Source organism: Kitasatospora sp. DSM 101779 (assembly GCF_025655475.1).
Taxonomy (GTDB): domain Bacteria; phylum Actinomycetota; class Actinomycetes; order Streptomycetales; family Streptomycetaceae; genus Kitasatospora.
In genome coordinates this window covers 2,762,981-2,779,042 of sequence record NZ_JAHTIK010000001.1, presented here as the reverse complement: position 1 = coordinate 2,779,042, position 16,062 = coordinate 2,762,981, and the positions used below count along the sequence as shown (strand labels likewise).

Here is a 16,062-nt window from a genome sequence, read left to right as displayed (position 1 = left end):
GCCCTGGTGACGACCTTTACGGTCTGAGCTGGGGGTGGCCGCAGAGACCAGCGAGAAGCGACTGTTTACTAAAAACACAGGTCCGTGCGAAGCCGTAAGGCGATGTATACGGACTGACGCCTGCCCGGTGCTGGAACGTTAAGGGGACCGGTTAGTCCGATTTCGGTCGGGCGAAGCTGAGAACTTAAGCGCCAGTAAACGGCGGTGGTAACTATAACCATCCTAAGGTAGCGAAATTCCTTGTCGGGTAAGTTCCGACCTGCACGAATGGCGTAACGACTTCTCGACTGTCTCAACCACAGGCCCGGTGAAATTGCATTACGAGTAAAGATGCTCGTTTCGCGCAGCAGGACGGAAAGACCCCGGGACCTTTACTATAGCTTGATATTGGTGTTCGGTTCGGCTTGTGTAGGATAGGTGGGAGACTGTGAAGCAGCAACGCCAGTTGTTGTGGAGTCGCCGTTGAAATACCACTCTGGTCGTGCTGGATGTCTAACCTGGGTCCGTGATCCGGATCAGGGACAGTGTCTGGTGGGTAGTTTAACTGGGGCGGTTGCCTCCTAAAGGGTAACGGAGGCGCCCAAAGGTTCCCTCAGCCTGGTTGGCAATCAGGTGTTGAGTGTAAGTGCACAAGGGAGCTTGACTGTGAGACTGACGGGTCGAGCAGGTACGAAAGTAGGGACTAGTGATCCGGCGGTGGCTTGTGGAAGCGCCGTCGCTCAACGGATAAAAGGTACCCCGGGGATAACAGGCTGATCTTCCCCAAGAGTCCATATCGACGGGATGGTTTGGCACCTCGATGTCGGCTCGTCGCATCCTGGGGCTGGAGTAGGTCCCAAGGGTTGGGCTGTTCGCCCATTAAAGCGGTACGCGAGCTGGGTTTAGAACGTCGTGAGACAGTTCGGTCCCTATCCGCTGTGCGCGTAGGAGTGTTGAGAAGGGCTGTCCCTAGTACGAGAGGACCGGGACGGACGAACCTCTGGTGTGCCAGTTGTCCTGCCAAGGGCATGGCTGGTTGGCTACGTTCGGGAGGGATAACCGCTGAAAGCATCTAAGCGGGAAGCCTGCTTCGAGATGAGCACTCCCACCTCCTTGAGAGGGTAAGGCTCCCAGTAGACGACTGGGTTGATAGGCCGGATATGGAAGCCCAGTAATGGGTGGAGTTGACCGGTACTAATAGGCCGAGGGCTTGTCCTCAGTTGCTCGCGTCCACTGTGTTGGTTCTGAAACCACGAACAGGCCATGTCTGTGTCGGAGAGTTTCATAGTGTTTCGGTGGTCATAGCGCGAGGGAAACGCCCGGTTACATTCCGAACCCGGAAGCTAAGCCTCGTAGCGCCGATGGTACTGCAGGGGGGACCCTGTGGGAGAGTAGGACGCCGCCGAACAATTCTTCAGAGAAGCCCCGCCCGGGGACACCGGGCGGGGCTTCTCGCATTTCCGGGCCGGAACGGTCAGATTCGGGCGACCAGTGCGTACCGCTCGTCGGAGACCGGGCCGCCCCAGAGGGTCGCCTCGTCGCTGAGCGGGGTCACCGCAAGCTCGGTGACGTGAGGGCTCAGGGCATCGGCGAGGTCCCGGGCGGGCACACCGCCGGCCCAGGGGAGCGGATGGGCCTCGGGTGCGTACATTGAGGAGGTGTCGCCCGCCTCGCGCCAGCGGCCCTCGACGAGCACCAGCGTGCCACCGGGCCGCAGCAGGGTGACCCAGTGCCGCAGCGCGGCCGGCGGGTCGGGGAGGGTCCACACCAGGTGCCGGGAGAGCAGGGCGTCGTAGCCGCCGGGCCGTCCGGGCGGTCTGCCGGCGTCGCCGACGAGGAACGTGGCTTCCAGACCCGAGGCGGCCAGCTTGGAGCGGGCTCGGGTGATCATGCCGGGGGCGAGGTCGATGCCGGTGACGTGGTGGCCCTGTCGGGCGAGCAGCTCGGAGAGCGAGCCGGTGCCGCAGCCGAGGTCGAGGACGTGGGCCGGCGGGTCGGGGAGCCACCCGTCCAGGTGAGCGGCCCAGGCGGCACGGGTGGCGGGGTCCCGCAGGCCGTGGTCGGGCTCGTCGTCGAAGGTGTCGGCTGCCGCGTCCCAGTAGGCCGCGATCGGAGCTCGGGGGTCGGTCATCGGTCGAGTCTGCCAGGGGGGTACGACAACCGGGCCGTTGGCGGCGGGCGCCTGCGGGTGCCTAGTCCTGCGGCCGCAGGGCGAGTTTGAAGCCCAGGTGGGAGGCGGTGAAGCCGAGACGTTCGTAGATAGCGGTGGGCGTCGGTGCGGGTGGCGTCGGAGGTCAGCTGGACGAGGGTGGCGCCCAGTGCCCGGGAGTGCTCGACGGCCCACTCGATCAGGGTGGTGCCGAGGCCGGTGCCGCGTTCCTCGGCATGGACCCGGACGCCCTCGACGATCGTCCGGGTGGCGCCGCGGCGGGAGAGGCCGGGGACGACGGTGAGCTGCAGGGTGCCGACGGTGCGGCCTTGGCGTTCGGCGACGACCAGGTGTTGGTGCGGGTCGGCGGCGATCCGGGCGAAGGCCTCGCGGTAGGGGGTGAGGTCGTCGGGGGACTCGCGGGTGGCACCGAGCGGGTCGTCGGCCAGCATCGCGACGACGGCGTGCAGGTCGGCCTCGGTCGCGGGCCGGATGACGAGGTCGCTCATGGACCGACCCTACGCCGGTCCGACGGGCCGTCACCCGGCGGGGTGGTGCGGGGTCGTGCGACGGCCGGGGAAGTGCCCCGGGAGCGGTGTTCTACCCGGTGGCCTGCTCGGCTGTCCGCGCCGGGAGGTACCGTGCGTGACACAACGGTCGCCGGCGGCGGGCGTCGCCAGTACTGGGAGGGCCTCGTGACCACGGAGCAGCAGCGGACCGGGCGGCAGGACGCCGGGCAGCAGAACTCCGGCCCGTCGGGTGCCCCGCGGCAGCTCGCCCAGGTCGAGGGCGTGCTCGAGCGGATCACGTACGCGAACGAGGAGACCGGCTACACGGTGGCCAGGGTGGACACCGGGCGCGGCGGGAACGACCTGCTCACGGTGGTGGGGGCCCTGCTGGGGGCGCAGCCGGGTGAGTCGCTGCGGATGTTCGGGCGGTGGGGGTCGCATCCGCAGTACGGACGGCAGTTCACGGTGGAGAACTACACGACGGTGCTGCCGGCGACGGTGCAGGGCATCCGGCGGTACCTGGGGTCGGGGCTGATCAAGGGCATCGGGCCGCGGTTCGCGGAGCGGATCGTGGACGCCTTCGGGGTGGACACGCTGGAGGTCATCGAGAACGAGCCGGCCCGGCTGATCGAGGTGCCGGGGCTGGGGCCGAAGCGGACGAAGATGATCGCGGTGGCGTGGGAGGAGCAGAAGGCCATCAAGGAGGTGATGGTCTTCCTGCAGGGCGTCGGGGTGTCGACGTCGCTGGCGGTGCGGATCTACAAGAAGTACGGCGATTCCTCGATCGGGGTGGTCAAGAACGAGCCGTACCGGCTGGCGGCGGACGTGTGGGGGATCGGCTTCCTGACGGCGGACCGGATCGCGCAGGCGGTGGGCATTCCGCACGACTCGCCGGAGCGGGTGAAGGCGGGGCTGCAGTACGCGCTGTCGCAGAGCAGCGACCAGGGGAACTGTTACCTGCCGGAGGAGCGGCTGATCGCGGACGGGGTGAAGCTGCTGCAGGTGGACGTGGGCCTGGTGATCGACTGCCTGTCCGAGCTGGTGGCGGAGGAGGGGGTGGTCCGGGAGCGGGTGCCGGGGGAGGGCGGCGAGCCGATCACGGCGGTGTACCTGGTGCCGTTCCACCGGGCGGAGGTGTCGCTGTCGAACCAGTTGCTGCGGCTGCTGAACGCGGAGGGCGACCGGCTGCCGGGGTTCGCGGGGGTGGACTGGGAGGCGGCGCTGGGCTGGCTGGCGCGCCGGACCGGGGCGGAACTGGCACAGGAGCAGCGGGAGTCGGTGAAGCTGGCGCTGACCCGGAAGGTGGCGGTGCTGACCGGTGGTCCGGGCTGCGGGAAGTCGTTCACGGTGCGGTCGGTGGTGGAGCTGGCGCTGGCGAAGCGCGCGAAGGTGGTGCTGGCGGCGCCGACCGGGCGGGCGGCGAAGCGACTGGCGGAGCTGACGGGGGCGGAGGCGTCGACGGTGCACCGGCTGCTGGAGCTGCGGCCGGGCGGGGAGGCGGCGTACGACCGGGACCGGCCGCTGGACGCGGACCTGGTGGTGGTCGACGAGGCCTCGATGCTGGACCTGATCCTGGCGAACAAGCTGGTGAAGGCGGTGGCGCCGGGGACGCACCTGCTGTTCGTGGGGGACGTGGACCAGTTGCCGTCGGTCGGGGCCGGCGAGGTGCTGCGGGACATGCTGTCGGAGGGCAGCCCGATCCCGTCGGTGCGGTTGACGCGGATCTTCCGGCAGGCGCAGCAGTCAGGGGTGGTGACGAACGCGCACCGGATCAACGAGGGGCTGCCGCCGGTGACGGAGGGGCTGCCGGACTTCTTCCTGTTCGCGGAGGAGGACGCGGAGCGGGCGGCGGGGGTGACGGTGGACGTGGTGGCGCGGCGGATCCCGCAGCGGTTCGGCCTGGATCCGCGGCGGGACGTGCAGGTGCTGGCGCCGATGCACCGCGGTCCGGCGGGGGCGGGGAACCTGAACACGCTGCTGCAGGCGGCGGTGACGCCGGCCCGGGAGGGGTTGGCGGAGCGGCGGTTCGGCGGGCGGACGTTCCGGGTGGGGGACAAGGTGACGCAGATCCGGAACAACTACGAGAAGGGGGAGAACGGCGTCTTCAACGGCACGGTGGGGGTGGTCGTCTCACTGAGCGTGGAGGAGCAGCGGCTCACGGTGCGCACCGACGAGGACGAGGAGGTGCCCTACGACTTCGACGAGTTGGACGAGCTGGCGCACGCGTACGCGGTGACGATCCACCGGTCGCAGGGGAGCGAGTATCCGGCGGTGGTGATTCCGGTCACTACATCGGCATGGTCGATGCTTCAGCGAAATCTTCTCTACACGGCTGTGACGAGGGCGAAGAGACTGGTTGTACTGGTGGGGTCACGGAGGGCGATCGGGCAGGCGGTGAGGGCCGTCAGTGCAGGTCGTCGGCACTCTGCGCTCGATCATCGGCTGGCGATTGGATGATCCGCCGGGGGTGCGGTACGGTCCCGGGTTGTCTTGACGTGAAGAGATTTAGGGCGGAACCTGGTCTGGTGCCGATCTTGTCCGGTTCACACCGGCTTCGGCGACAGGTTTTGTATGGCGGGCCCCTTTTCGGCCCACCCCGGGTGCGCGGCTGTCCTCCGGATGGGGGATCGTAGGAACGTCAGGGCACTCGGATGAGGATTCATTTCGTCGGTGAGGAAGACGTGAGCGACAACTCGGTAGTACTGCGGTACCAGGACGGCGAGTACGAGTACCCCGTCGTCGAGAGCACTGCGGGCAACGCCGGCTTCGACATCTCGAAGCTGCTCCCGCAGACCGGCCTGGTCACCCTGGACAACGGCTTCGGCAACACCGCCGCCTACAAGTCCGCGATCACCTTCGTGGACGGCGACAACGGCATCCTGCGTTACCGCGGTTACCCGATCGAGCAGCTCGCCGAGCGCGGCAACTTCATCGAGACCGCTTACCTGCTGATCAACGGTGAGCTGCCGAAGGCCGAGGAGCTGACGGCCTTCAACACCGAGATCACCCAGCACACCCTGCTGCACGAGGACGTCAAGCGCTTTTACCAGGGCTTCCCGCGGGACGCCCACCCGATGGCGATGCTGTCGTCGGTGGTCGGCGCGCTGTCGACCTTCTACCCGGAGAGCCACAACCCGTTCGACGCGGCGCAGCGCCACCTGTCGACGGTGCGTCTGCTGGCGAAGCTCCCGACGATCGCCGCCTACGCCTACAAGAAGGCGATGGGCCAGCCGTTCGTCTACCCGCGCAACGACCTGAGCTACGTCGAGAACTTCCTGCGGATGACGTTCGCCGTCCCCGCCGAGGACTACGAGCTCAACCCGGTCGTGGTGAACGCGCTGGACAAGCTGCTGATCCTGCACGCGGACCACGAGCAGAACTGCTCGACCTCGACGGTGCGCCTGGTCGGCTCCAGCCACGCCAACCTGTTCGCCTCGATCTCGGCGGGCATCTCGGCGCTGTGGGGCCCGCTGCACGGCGGCGCCAACCAGGCCGTGCTGGAGATGCTGGAGGCCATCCAGAAGGACGGCGGCGACGTCGACGCGTTCATCCGCAAGGTGAAGAACCGCGAGGACGGCGTCAAGCTGATGGGCTTCGGCCACCGCGTGTACAAGGCGTTCGACCCGCGTGCCGCGCAGGTCAAGCTCCTGGCGCACGAGGTGCTCGGCCAGCTCGGCAAGAGCGACGAGCTGCTCGACATCGCGCTGAAGCTGGAGGAGCACGCGCTCAGCGACGACTTCTTCGTCTCGCGCAAGCTCTACCCGAACGTGGACTTCTACACGGGCCTGATCTACCGCGCCATGGGCTTCCCGACCAGCATGTTCACCGTGCTGTTCGCGCTGGGCCGGCTGCCCGGCTGGATCGCCCACTGGCACGAGATGATCAACGACCCGACCAGCCGCATCGGCCGTCCGCGGCAGATCTACACCGGCACCGCGATCCGCGACTACGTGGAGCTCGGCGACCGCTGACCGGTTCGTGCGAAGGGCCCGGCCGCTCCCCTCGGGGCGGCCGGGCCCTTCGGCGTTCCGCCGGCCCTCGGGGCCGCGGGGAAGACCCGGCGCACGGCACCCGGGTGCGACCGTGCCGGGAACGGCCGCTCAAAGCGTTCCCGGCCCTCGCACCCCGGCGCCGTGCGCTGTGCCGCCGAGCGCGTCGGCGGCGGTACCGGGGCCCGCCGGAGCCCCGTTCGCGGCAGCCCGACCGGTACGGAGGCGTGAAGCCGTTCGCCACACCGCCGCGGGGCCGGAGAAAACTGCCGCAGTACACACGGTATGACGTATCCGGGGTCCGGGAGTTACGTTCCCGGAGTGTGACTTGCCTCTCTCCACGCTCCGTGTGCGCGCGGTGCCGGAGCCGAGCCGAGCGGTCCGTCCCCTTATCACACGCTTTCCGGCGCGCTGCGTCACCCTCCCCGCAGTCTTCGCAACCCAGCGTGATAGGAATCGTCCCATTCCGGTACGGACCGTCCGCACACGCCTGCGGCGGCGTCGGGGCAGGGAGGGAGAGCGCAGATGACCAGGAACGTCGTCGTCACCGGTGGCGGCACCGGCATCGGGTACGAGGTGGCCCGCCGGTTCGCCAAGGCGGGGGAGCGCGTGGTGATCGTCGGGCGCCGGCGCGCGGTGCTCGAACGGGCGGCCGCCGAGCTCGGCGAGAACGTCTCCACCCTGGTCTGCGACCTCGCCGACCCGGACGCGGTGGAGCACGCCCTGGACTCCCTGCCGGCGACCGTCGACGTCCTGGTCAACAACGCGGGCAGCCGGGAGACCGTGATCGGGGCCGGCCCGCACGCCGTCCTGGCGCGCTGGCGCGGCGACTTCGAGCGCAACGTGCTGACGGTGGTGCTGCTCACCGAGTCGATCCGGGAGCGGCTGACGCCGGGCTCGGGCCGGGTGGTGACGGTCAGTTCCATCGCGGCGCTGCGCGGGGCCGGCTCGTACGGGGCGGCCAAGGCCTCGCTGCACGCCTGGAACAACTTCCTGGCGGCCCAGCTGGGCCCGTCCGGGATCACCGCGAACATCGTCGCCCCGGGTACCGTCTCCGGCACCGAGTTCTTCGGGCCGCGGCTGGACGAGGCGGAGGTCTCCCGCCGCGCGGCGCGCACCCTGCTGGGCCGGATCGGCGAGCCGTTCGAGGTCGCCGCGGCGGTCTACTTCCTGGCCTCGCCGGAGGCCGGGTTCATCACCGGCGAGATCCTGCACTGCAACGGCGGCGAGCTGCTCGGCCGCTGAGCACGACCACGACGGCCCCGGGCGGATCTCCGCCCGGGGCCGTCGGCCTGCCGCGGACGGTTCAGGCGGAGGCGTCGAAGCGGCGCAGCCGCAGGCTGTTGGTGACCACGAAGACCGAGGAGAAGGCCATCGTGGCGCCGGCGACGACCGGGTTGAGCAGCCCGGCCGCGGCGAGCGGGATCGCCGCGACGTTGTAGGCGAAGGCCCAGAACAGGTTGCCCTTGATGGTCCCGAGGGTGCGGCGGGCGAGTCGGATGGCGTCGCCGGCCGCGCGGAGGTCACCGCGGACCAGGGTGAGGTCGCCGGCCTCGATCGCGGCGTCGGTGCCGGTGCCCATGGCGAGGCCGAGGTCGGCCTGGGCGAGTGCGGCGGCGTCGTTCACACCGTCGCCGACCATGGCGACCGAGCGGCCCTCGGCCTGCAGGCGCTTCACCGCGGTGACCTTGTCCTCGGGGAGGACCTCGGCCAGGACGTCCTCGGCGGGGATGCCGACCTCGGCGGCGACGGCCTCGGCGACCGCCCGGTTGTCACCGGTGAGCAGCACCGGGCGCAGGCCGAGCGTGCGCAGCTCGGCGACGGCGGCGGCGCTGGTCGGCTTCACCGTGTCGGCGATCTCCAGGACGGCCCGGGCGGAGCCGTCCCAGCCGACCACGACGGCGGTGCGGCCGGCCCGCTCGGCGCCGGCGCGGGCGGCGGCCAGCTCCGGCGGCAGCGGCAGCGAACGGGCGGTGAGCAGGGCCTCGCGGCCGGCGATCACGGTGCGGCCGTCGACGGTGCCCTGCACGCCGAGCCCGGGGATGTTGGCGAAGGCGTCGACCGGCGGCAGCTCGCCGGTGCGCTCGGCCGCGGCGGCGGCGATCGCGGCGGCGACCGGGTGCTCGGAGGCGTGCTCGACGGCGCCGGCGAGGCGCAGCGCCTGCCGTTCGTCGGTGCCGTCGGCGGTGTGCACGGCGACCAGGGACATCCGGCCGGTGGTGACGGTGCCGGTCTTGTCGAGGACGACGGTGTCGACCCGGCGGGTGGTCTCCAGCACCTCGGGGCCCTTGATGAGGATGCCGAGCTGGGCGCCGCGTCCGGTGCCGACCATGAGGGCGGTCGGGGTGGCGAGGCCGAGGGCGCACGGGCAGGCGATGATCAGCACGGCGACCGCGGCGGTGAACGCCTCGGTGGGGGCGGCGTCGAGCAGCAGCCAGGTGACCAGGGTGCCGAGGGCGATCAGGATGACGATCGGCACGAAGACGGCGGAGATCCGGTCGGCGAGGCGCTGGGCGGCGGCCTTGCCGTTCTGCGCCTCCTCGACGAGGCGGGCCATCCGGGCGAGCTGGGTGTCGGCGCCGACCCGGGTCGCCTCGACGACGAGGCGCCCGCCGGCGTTGACGGTCGCGCCGGTGACGGTGTCGCCGACCGAGACCTCGACCGGGACGGACTCGCCGGTGAGCATGGAGGCGTCGACGGCGGACGCGCCCTCGACGACCGTGCCGTCCGTGGCGATCTTCTCGCCGGGGCGGACCACGAAGTGCATGCCGGGGGTCAGCTGCGCGACCGGGACGCGCTGCTCGCGGCCGTCGCGCAGCACGGCGACGTCCTTGGCGCCGAGGTCCAGCAGGGCGTGCAGGGCGGCGCCGGCCCGACGCTTGGACCTCGCCTCCAGCCAGCGCCCGAGCAGGATCAGGGTGGTGACGGCGGCGGCGGTCTCCAGGTAGAGCGTCGAGGAGGCGTCGCCGGTGCCGACCGCGAGGGTGAAGCCGTGCCGCATGCCCGGCATGCCGGCGTCACCGAGGAACAGCGCCCACACCGACCAGCCGAACGCGGCGAGGGTGCCGAGCGAGACCAGGGTGTCCATGGTCGCGGCGCCGTGCCGGAGGTTGGTCCAGGCGGCGCGGTGGAACGGCAGGCCGCCGTACACGACGACCGGCCCGGTGAGGGCGAAGGCCAGCCACTGCCAGTTGTCGAACTGCAGGGCGGGGACCATCGACAGCAGCACCACCGGCACGGTCAGCGCGGCGCTGACCAGCAGCCGCTCGCGCAGCGGGTCCGGCTCGCGGTCCGCGCCGGCCGGGGGTCCGCCCCCCGGCTCGGCGGCGGCCGGCTCGGGGACGGGCGGCGGTGGGAGCTCCGCGGTGTAGCCGGTGCGCTCGACGGTGGCGATCAGGTCGTCGACGGTGACGCCGGTGGTGAAGTCCACCCGGGCCTTCTCCGTGGCGAAGTTGACGGTGGCCTCGACGCCGTCCATCCGGTTGAGCTTCTTCTCGATCCGGGCGGCGCAGGAGGCACAGGTCATCCCGCCGATCGACAGCTCGACGCGCTGCTGGGCGGTGTCCCCGGTGGCGTGCATGGTCGTGCTCATCTCATCTCCTCGGACGAGCGTACCGGGGGCGCGGGCTCGAGCCGCGCCCCCCGCGGCGGTCTCAGGCGGTGCGGCCGACGAGCTCGTAGCCGGCCTCGTCCACGGCGGCGCGGACCTGCTCGTCGTCCAGCGGCGCGGCCGAGGAGACGGTGACCGTGCCGGCCTTGGCGTCGGCGGCGACCTCGGTGACACCGGCGATGCCGGACACCTCGGCGGTCACCGACTTCTCGCAGTGGCCGCAGCTCATCCCGGCGACGGTGTAGGTGACGGTGCTGGACATCGGTGCCTCCGGGCGGGATCGGGGGCGCGGCCTTCTGCCGTGCGCCTTCCTCTGCCAACACCATACCCCCCAGGGGTATTCCATCGGGCGGCGGGTCGGCTGTGGTGTGGATCTCGGAACGTACACCGGCCCGGCGGGCGGTGGCCGTGCGGGCGCGCTCCGCACATCCGTGGTGCGCGCGGGTGTCACCCCGTCGGCGGGCGGCCGCGGACGGCGCGATGTGGCGATGTGTCCGATATGTTCGTTGTGTGTTCCGGAGCAGCCGAGTCCAGCGCGCCGCCGCGCGTGACGCCACCGGGCTGGCCCCGGCCCGCCGCAAGTCCGCCCTCCTGGCCGCCGACCTCCAGGACCTCTCCTTCCGCCGCCGCGCCACCCCGGCGCTGCTCGCCGTCCTGGCCATCTCGCTGATCGACTTCTTCACCGGCCAGGACCGCTACCTCGCCCCGCTGATGGTCGTCGTACCGCCCATCTGCGCGCTGCTGCTCACCCCCGTCGAACTCCTGCTGGTCTGCGGCGTCGGCTTCCTCTCGCTGCTGTGGCTCAGCAACTACGACCAGGTCGCCACCTTCAGCGACGGCCGCTTCCTGATCGGCGCCATGCTCAGCTACGTCGCGCTCACCGCGATCAGCGCGTACATCGCCGCACTGCGCATGCGCCGGGCCGCCGCCTTCGCCGCCGTCAGCTCCGTCGCCGAGGCCGCCCAGCGCGCCCTGCTGCGCCGACCCGGGCCCACCGTCGGACCCCTGCGTCTCGCCGTGCGCTACGTCTCGGCCGCGGACGAGGCCCGGATCGGCGGCGACCTCTACTCGGCGCTGGACACCCCGCACGGCACCCGGCTGCTGGTCGGCGACGTCCGCGGCAAGGGCCTGGGCGCGGTGCAGACCGCCGCCGTGGTGCTCGGTGCCTTCCGCGAGGCCGCCTACGACGAGGAGAAGCTGGGCAGGGTCGCGGCCCGGATCGAGGCGAGCGTCGAGCGGCACGTGCCGGACGGCGAGTTCACCACCGCCCTGTTCGCCGAGTTCGGCGCGCCCGGAACGGTGGAGCTGCTGCACTTCGGCCACGTCCCGCCGATCCGGGTCGGCGGGGACGGCACCGTCGCGGTGCTGGAGGTCGCCGACCCGTGGGTGCCGCTCGGCCTCGGCCCGCTCGCCACCGGTGAACCCACCAGCGTCCGGCGGCCCTTCGGCCCCGAGGACGTGCTGGTGCTCTGCACCGACGGCGTGGTCGAGGCCCGCCACCACCGCACCGGCGAGTTCTACCCGCTCGCCGAACGGGTCGGCCCGCTCGTCCGCGGCTCCGCCCGTTCCGCCGCCGAACTGGAGACCGCGGTCGGCCGGGTCTACGCCGACCTGCTGCTGCACACCGGCGGCGAACTCGGTGACGACGCCCTGCTGATGCTGGTCAGCCGGCCCGCCGACCACTCCCACCACCACCGCCAGTAGGCACGGCACGGACGGCCCCCGAGCGGTTCACCGTTCCCGGCACGCTTCGGCCAGCGCGGCGAACAGCAGCGCCGTCGACACCGCCCCCGGGTCGAGGTGGCCCGCGCTGCGCGGCCCCAGGTACGAGGCACGGCCCTTGCGCGCCACCAGCGGCAGCGTCGCCCGGGCCCCCTGCTCCGCCGCAGCGGCCGCCGCCGCCGAAGCCGCCGCCAGCCCCTGCCCCGCCGCCTCCGCGAACGTCGCGGCGGCCGGCGCCCACGCGTCCACCATCGTCTTGTCGCCGGGCTGCGCACCGCCGAGCGAGCGCACCGCGCCGAGCGCCTCGCCCAGGGCCGCGGCCACCTCGTCCGGCCCGGCCGACGCCCCCGGCAGCGCCCGGCCGGCAGCGCGCAGCGCGCTGCCGTAGAGCGGTCCCGAGGCGCCGCCGACCGTCGAGATCAGGGTGCGGCCGGCTGCCGCGAGCAGGATGCCCGGGGAGCGGTCTGCGGCCGCCGTACCCCCGGCCTTCTCGGCGTCCAGGCCGGCGAGGACGGCGGTGAAGCCGCGGCGCAGATTGCTGCCGTGGTCGCCGTCGCCGATCGCGGTGTCCAGGGCGGTGAGTTCGGCCTCCCGGGCGGTCACGGCGGCGGCCGCGGCCCGCAGCCACGCCTCGGTGCGGGCGGTGTCCAGCTCCATGCGGCTCTCCTTCCGGCCGTCCGGGCGCGGGGCCGGGTCTGGACCGGGTCAGCACCAGGTCAGGGCGGGCGTGGCGACCGGCGCGTCCCAGAGCCGCAGCAGCTCGGCGTCGGCCCGGGTGAGGGTCAGCGAGAAGCCCGCCATGTCGAGGCTGGTCACGTAGTTGCCGACCAGGCTGCGGGCGATCCGCACCTCGGCGTCCGCGAGCCGGTCCGCCACCTCGCCGAAGACCACGTACAGCTCCAGCAGCGGAGTCGCACCCATGCCGTTGACCAGGGCGATCACCTCGTCGCCCGGCGCGAGCCCGTGGTCGGCGAGGACGGTGTCGACCACCTCGGCGGCCAGCTCCCGGGCCGGGCGCAGCGGTTCGCGCCGGCGGCCCGGCTCGCCGTGGATGCCGACGCCGGCCTCGATCTCGTCCTCCGGCAGCTCGAACCCGGGCCGTCCCACGGCCGGCACGGTGGCCGCGGTCAGCGCGACCGCGTAGGAGCGGGAGGCGGCGTTGACCCGCCGGCCGAGGGCTGCCACCTCGGCGAGCGGTGCGCCGAGTTCGGCGAGGGCCCCGGCGGCCTTCTCCACCACCAGGGTCGCGCCGGTGCCGCGGCGGCCCGCGGTGAAGGTGGAGTCCTGCACGGCCACGTCGTCGTCGACCAGGACGGTCGCCACCTCGATGCCCTCCTCGGCGGCGAGCTCGGCGGCCAGGGCGAAGTTCATCACGTCACCGGTGTAGTTCTTCACCACGAACAGCACCCCGCCGCCGGTGTCGACGGCCCGCGCGGCGGCCAGCACCTGGTCGGGGACGGGCGAGGTGAACACCTCGCCCGGACAGGCGGCGTCCAGCATGCCCGGCCCGACGAAGCCGACGTGCAGCGGTTCGTGGCCCGAGCCGCCGCCGGAGACCAGGGCCGTCTTGCCGGGCGCGCCCGGGCGGGCCCGGCGGACCACCCGGGCCGCGGCGTCCACCGCCAGTTCGGGGTGGGCGGCGGCGAGACCGGCGAGGGCGTCCGCCACGACCGTCTCCGGACTGTTGATCAGCTTCTTCACGCGGCACTCCCTCGGGCGCGGCTCTCCGCGCCCGACGTTACGCCCGGCACCCCCGGTGACCGGGCGCTGCGACACGCCGGATCACCCCTGCCCGGCCGGCCGGCGCCGGGCCGGGGCTCGTCCGGTACGAGGCCGACACGGCAACGCGCCCGGCCGGGCGCCCCGCACCGCGCGCCGCTGCGGCGCGAACAGCCGGACGCGCCCTAAGGTGCGGGCATGACCGCATCGGTGGGCGTCGTCCTGGTCTCGCACAGTCCCGCGCTCGCCGCCGGGCTGGCCGAGCTGCTGGCCGAGCTCGGCGCCGGAGAGGTACGGGTGGCGGTCGCCGCGGGCAGCGCCGACGGCGGGCTCGGCACCAGCGACGCGAAGGTCGCCGGGGCGCTCGACGAGGCGGACGGCGGAGGCGGCGTCGCCGTCCTCGCCGACCTGGGCAGCGCCGTGCTGACCGCCCGACTGGTGCTCGCGGAGCGGCCCGGCGCGGTGCTGGTGGACGCGCCGTTCGTCGAGGGCGCCGTGGCCGCGGCCGTGACCGCCTCCACCGGCGCCCCACTGGACGAGGTGGTGGCCGCCGCCGAGGAGGCCCGCGGTCACCACAAGCTCTGACCGGCCGGTACGCCTACTTGGCGTCGGCGTAGCAGTCGACCACGGCGGTGCTCATCGGGAAGCGGACCGGGGTGTCGCCGAAGACCAGCGCCCGGGCCTCCTCGGCCGCGCCGGCGACCTCCTCGGCGACCCGGTCGGCGAGGTCGGCCGGAGTGTGCACCACCACCTCGTCGTGCTGGAAGAACACCAGGTGCGGCCGGTCCGCACCGGAGGACAGCCCGGACAGCCGGCGGCGCAGCGCGGCGAGCAGGGCGAGCGCCCAGTCCGCGGCGCTGGCCTGGATGACGAAGTTGCGGGTGAAGCGGCCGCGGGCGCGGGCCGAGCGGCCGCCGGCCTCGCCAGCGGTCTCGGGCGCCTCGGTGAGGTCCAGCCAGTCCGCGGACGGCGGCGGACAGGCGCGACCGAGCCTGGAGCGGACGACGCCGCCGTCCTCGCCCGTCCGGGCGGCGGCCTCCACGTAGCCCATCGCGGCGGGGTAGCGGCGGCGCAGGGTGGCCAGCAGCGGGCCGACGTCGCCGCTGGTCTGCCCGTACATGGCGCCGAGCAGGCCGAGCTTGGCCTTCGACCGGTCGCCGTGGAAGGCCGTCGCGGCGAGCGCCTCGTACAGGTCGCCCTGCGCGGCGGTGCGGGCGAGGCCGGCGTCCTCGGAGAGCGCGGCGAGGACACGCGGTTCGAGCTGGGCGGCGTCGGCGACGACCAGCGACCAGCCCGGGTCGGCGACCACGGCGCGGCGCAGGATCCGCGGGATCTGCAGGGCGCCGCCGCCGCGGGTCGCCCAGCGGCCGGAGACCACCCCGCCGACGACGTACTCGGGGCGGAAGCGGCCGTTGCGGGCCCAGGCCGCCTGCCAGGCCCAGCCGTGGGCGGCGTGCAGCCGGGACAGCTCCTTGTAACGGATCATCAGCTCGGCGGCCGGGTGATCGACCCGGCGCAGCTCCCAGCTGCGGGTGGAGCCGAGCTGGATGCCCCGGTCGGCGAAGGCGCGAAGCACCTGGCCGTGCGAGTCGGGGTTGAAGGGGCGGCCGCCGAGCGCCTGCTGCAGCTCGGCGGCGAGTTCGGCCAGCCGGCGCGGCGGGGCGCCGGGGACCTGCGGGCGCGGGCCGAGCAGTTCGGTGAGCAGCAGGTCGTGCAGGTCGCTGCGCCAGGGCAGGCCGTCGCGGGCCATCTCCGCGGCGAGCAGGCCGCCCGCCGACTCGGCGGCGGCCAGCAGACGGAAGCGGTGGCGTTCGGCGGGATCGGCGATCGCGGCGGTGCGGCGCAGCTGCTCCGCGTGGACGGCGACGACGGCTTCCAGCGCGTCGGTGCCGGGCGGCAGCTGCAGCCGGTCGGGGGCGAAGAGGCCGTCCTGCCCGTCCTCGGCGGTGCTCTCGGGCAGGTCGGCGGGGACGGGCAGCCGGCGCAGCCGGGCCCAGGCGGCGCCGAGCGAGCGGGGCTCGCCGAAGCGGCCCTCCTGGCCGAGCAGCAGCGGCTCGGCCAGCCGCAGGTCGTGGCTGCGGGCGAGGCGGACGGGCAGCAGCGGCGCGTAGGCGCTGTCGGTGGCGGCGAACACCCAGCGCGGGCGGTCGGCGGCCTCGCGCTCCGCGACGGCGGCGGCGAGGGCGGGGACGTGCTGCGGCGGGCCGAGCGGGGTGCCGTCCTCGGCGAGCGGCTGCAGCCGGCCGCCGGGGCCGTGCTGGTCGGGGACCAGGGCGTACCGGGGGGCCATCGGCGGCCTCCTTCCTCGCTCGTACTCGTCGCACCCGTGTGCGGCCGGGCCTGCCCCCGACCGTAGCGCGCCGCACCGACAGGTCCCGTTCGGCG

11 protein-coding genes, 2 rRNA genes and 1 pseudogene (1 of these 14 running past the window's edge) are annotated in these 16,062 nt (G+C 72.8%); 7 read left to right on the top strand and 7 right to left on the bottom strand.

The annotated features are described in order from the left end of the window. Both KSNIM_RS12815 and rrf read left to right on the top strand, forming a co-directional pair. Positions 1 to 1,197 (top strand): 23S ribosomal RNA (locus tag KSNIM_RS12815); it begins 1,909 nt to the left of the window's first position. 73 nt (positions 1,198 to 1,270) lie between these two features. Beyond that, a 5S ribosomal RNA gene (gene rrf / locus KSNIM_RS12810) occupies positions 1,271 to 1,387 on the top strand. Positions 1,388 to 1,453: 66 nt separating this feature from the next. Here rrf and KSNIM_RS12805 read toward each other — a convergent pair. Together KSNIM_RS12805 and KSNIM_RS12800 are read right to left on the bottom strand one after the other, a co-directional pair. Beyond that, positions 1,454 to 2,110 (bottom strand): class I SAM-dependent methyltransferase, encoded by a 657-nt coding sequence (locus KSNIM_RS12805; RefSeq protein WP_263103362.1) that lies wholly within the window; start codon positions 2,108 to 2,110, stop codon positions 1,454 to 1,456. A gap of 61 nt (positions 2,111 to 2,171) precedes the next feature. Beyond that, positions 2,172 to 2,637, bottom strand: a pseudogene (locus KSNIM_RS12800) (N-acetyltransferase family protein). A 282-nt stretch (positions 2,638 to 2,919) separates the two neighbouring features. On the opposite strand from KSNIM_RS12800, the gene KSNIM_RS12795 reads away from it, so the two are divergent. The 3 genes from KSNIM_RS12795 to KSNIM_RS12785 all read left to right on the top strand — a co-directional run bounded on the left by KSNIM_RS12795 (position 2,920) and on the right by KSNIM_RS12785 (position 7,871). Continuing rightward, entirely contained in the window at positions 2,920 to 5,094 is a 2,175-nt protein-coding gene (locus KSNIM_RS12795) for an ATP-dependent RecD-like DNA helicase (RefSeq protein ID WP_263107932.1), read from the top strand. Positions 5,095 to 5,318: 224 nt separating this feature from the next. Then, a complete protein-coding gene (locus KSNIM_RS12790) occupies positions 5,319 to 6,608 on the top strand; it encodes a citrate synthase (protein WP_263103361.1) in 1,290 nt (429 codons plus the stop codon). 543 nt (positions 6,609 to 7,151) lie between these two features. After that, on the top strand, positions 7,152 to 7,871 hold the full coding sequence (locus tag KSNIM_RS12785) for an SDR family NAD(P)-dependent oxidoreductase (protein ID WP_263103360.1): 720 nt from the start codon (positions 7,152 to 7,154) through the stop codon (positions 7,869 to 7,871). Between the two features lie 61 nt (positions 7,872 to 7,932). Here KSNIM_RS12785 and KSNIM_RS12780 read toward each other — a convergent pair whose 3' ends face one another. Both KSNIM_RS12780 and KSNIM_RS12775 read right to left on the bottom strand, forming a co-directional pair. Next, the gene (locus tag KSNIM_RS12780) at positions 7,933 to 10,218 is read right to left on the bottom strand and encodes a heavy metal translocating P-type ATPase (RefSeq protein ID WP_263103359.1); all 2,286 of its coding nucleotides are present in this window, start codon (positions 10,216 to 10,218) and stop codon (positions 7,933 to 7,935) included. 61 nt (positions 10,219 to 10,279) lie between these two features. Further along, complete coding sequence (locus KSNIM_RS12775; RefSeq protein WP_030266153.1) at positions 10,280 to 10,498, bottom strand: heavy-metal-associated domain-containing protein; 219 nt, start codon at positions 10,496 to 10,498, stop codon at positions 10,280 to 10,282. A 248-nt stretch (positions 10,499 to 10,746) separates the two neighbouring features. Here KSNIM_RS12775 and KSNIM_RS12770 point away from each other — a divergent pair, with 248 nt between their 5' ends. Further along, entirely contained in the window at positions 10,747 to 11,940 is a 1,194-nt protein-coding gene (locus KSNIM_RS12770) for a PP2C family protein-serine/threonine phosphatase (RefSeq protein WP_263103358.1), read from the top strand. A gap of 27 nt (positions 11,941 to 11,967) precedes the next feature. Here KSNIM_RS12770 and dhaL read toward each other — a convergent pair whose 3' ends face one another. Next, the gene (gene dhaL, locus KSNIM_RS12765) at positions 11,968 to 12,615 is read right to left on the bottom strand and encodes a dihydroxyacetone kinase subunit DhaL (RefSeq protein WP_263103357.1); all 648 of its coding nucleotides are present in this window, start codon (positions 12,613 to 12,615) and stop codon (positions 11,968 to 11,970) included. A 48-nt stretch (positions 12,616 to 12,663) separates the two neighbouring features. Beyond that, positions 12,664 to 13,659 (bottom strand): dihydroxyacetone kinase subunit DhaK, encoded by a 996-nt coding sequence (gene dhaK / locus KSNIM_RS12760; protein ID WP_263103356.1) that lies wholly within the window; start codon positions 13,657 to 13,659, stop codon positions 12,664 to 12,666. A 216-nt stretch (positions 13,660 to 13,875) separates the two neighbouring features. Here dhaK and KSNIM_RS12755 point away from each other — a divergent pair, with 216 nt between their 5' ends. Continuing rightward, positions 13,876 to 14,262, top strand: a complete 387-nt coding sequence (locus KSNIM_RS12755) for a PTS-dependent dihydroxyacetone kinase phosphotransferase subunit DhaM (RefSeq protein ID WP_263103355.1) — start codon at positions 13,876 to 13,878, stop codon at positions 14,260 to 14,262. Between the two features lie 13 nt (positions 14,263 to 14,275). Here KSNIM_RS12755 and KSNIM_RS12750 read toward each other — a convergent pair whose 3' ends face one another. Continuing rightward, the gene (locus KSNIM_RS12750; RefSeq protein WP_263103354.1) at positions 14,276 to 15,967 is read right to left on the bottom strand and encodes a bifunctional 3'-5' exonuclease/DNA polymerase; all 1,692 of its coding nucleotides are present in this window, start codon (positions 15,965 to 15,967) and stop codon (positions 14,276 to 14,278) included. Positions 15,968 to 16,062: the final 95 nt, after the last annotated feature.

Excerpts from the sequence above, each read along its gene's own strand:
- KSNIM_RS12805 (WP_263103362.1), bottom strand. The coding sequence starts at position 2,110 with ATGACCGACCCCCGAGCTCCGATCGCGGCCTACTGGGACGCGGCAGCC.
- KSNIM_RS12785 (WP_263103360.1), top strand. The coding sequence starts at position 7,152 with ATGACCAGGAACGTCGTCGTCACCGGTGGCGGCACCGGCATCGGGTAC.
- KSNIM_RS12780 (WP_263103359.1), bottom strand. The coding sequence starts at position 10,218 with ATGAGCACGACCATGCACGCCACCGGGGACACCGCCCAGCAGCGCGTC.
- KSNIM_RS12775 (WP_030266153.1), bottom strand. The coding sequence starts at position 10,498 with ATGTCCAGCACCGTCACCTACACCGTCGCCGGGATGAGCTGCGGCCAC.
- dhaL (WP_263103357.1), bottom strand. The coding sequence starts at position 12,615 with ATGGAGCTGGACACCGCCCGCACCGAGGCGTGGCTGCGGGCCGCGGCC.
- KSNIM_RS12755 (WP_263103355.1), top strand. The coding sequence starts at position 13,876 with ATGACCGCATCGGTGGGCGTCGTCCTGGTCTCGCACAGTCCCGCGCTC.
- KSNIM_RS12750 (WP_263103354.1), bottom strand. The coding sequence starts at position 15,967 with ATGGCCCCCCGGTACGCCCTGGTCCCCGACCAGCACGGCCCCGGCGGC.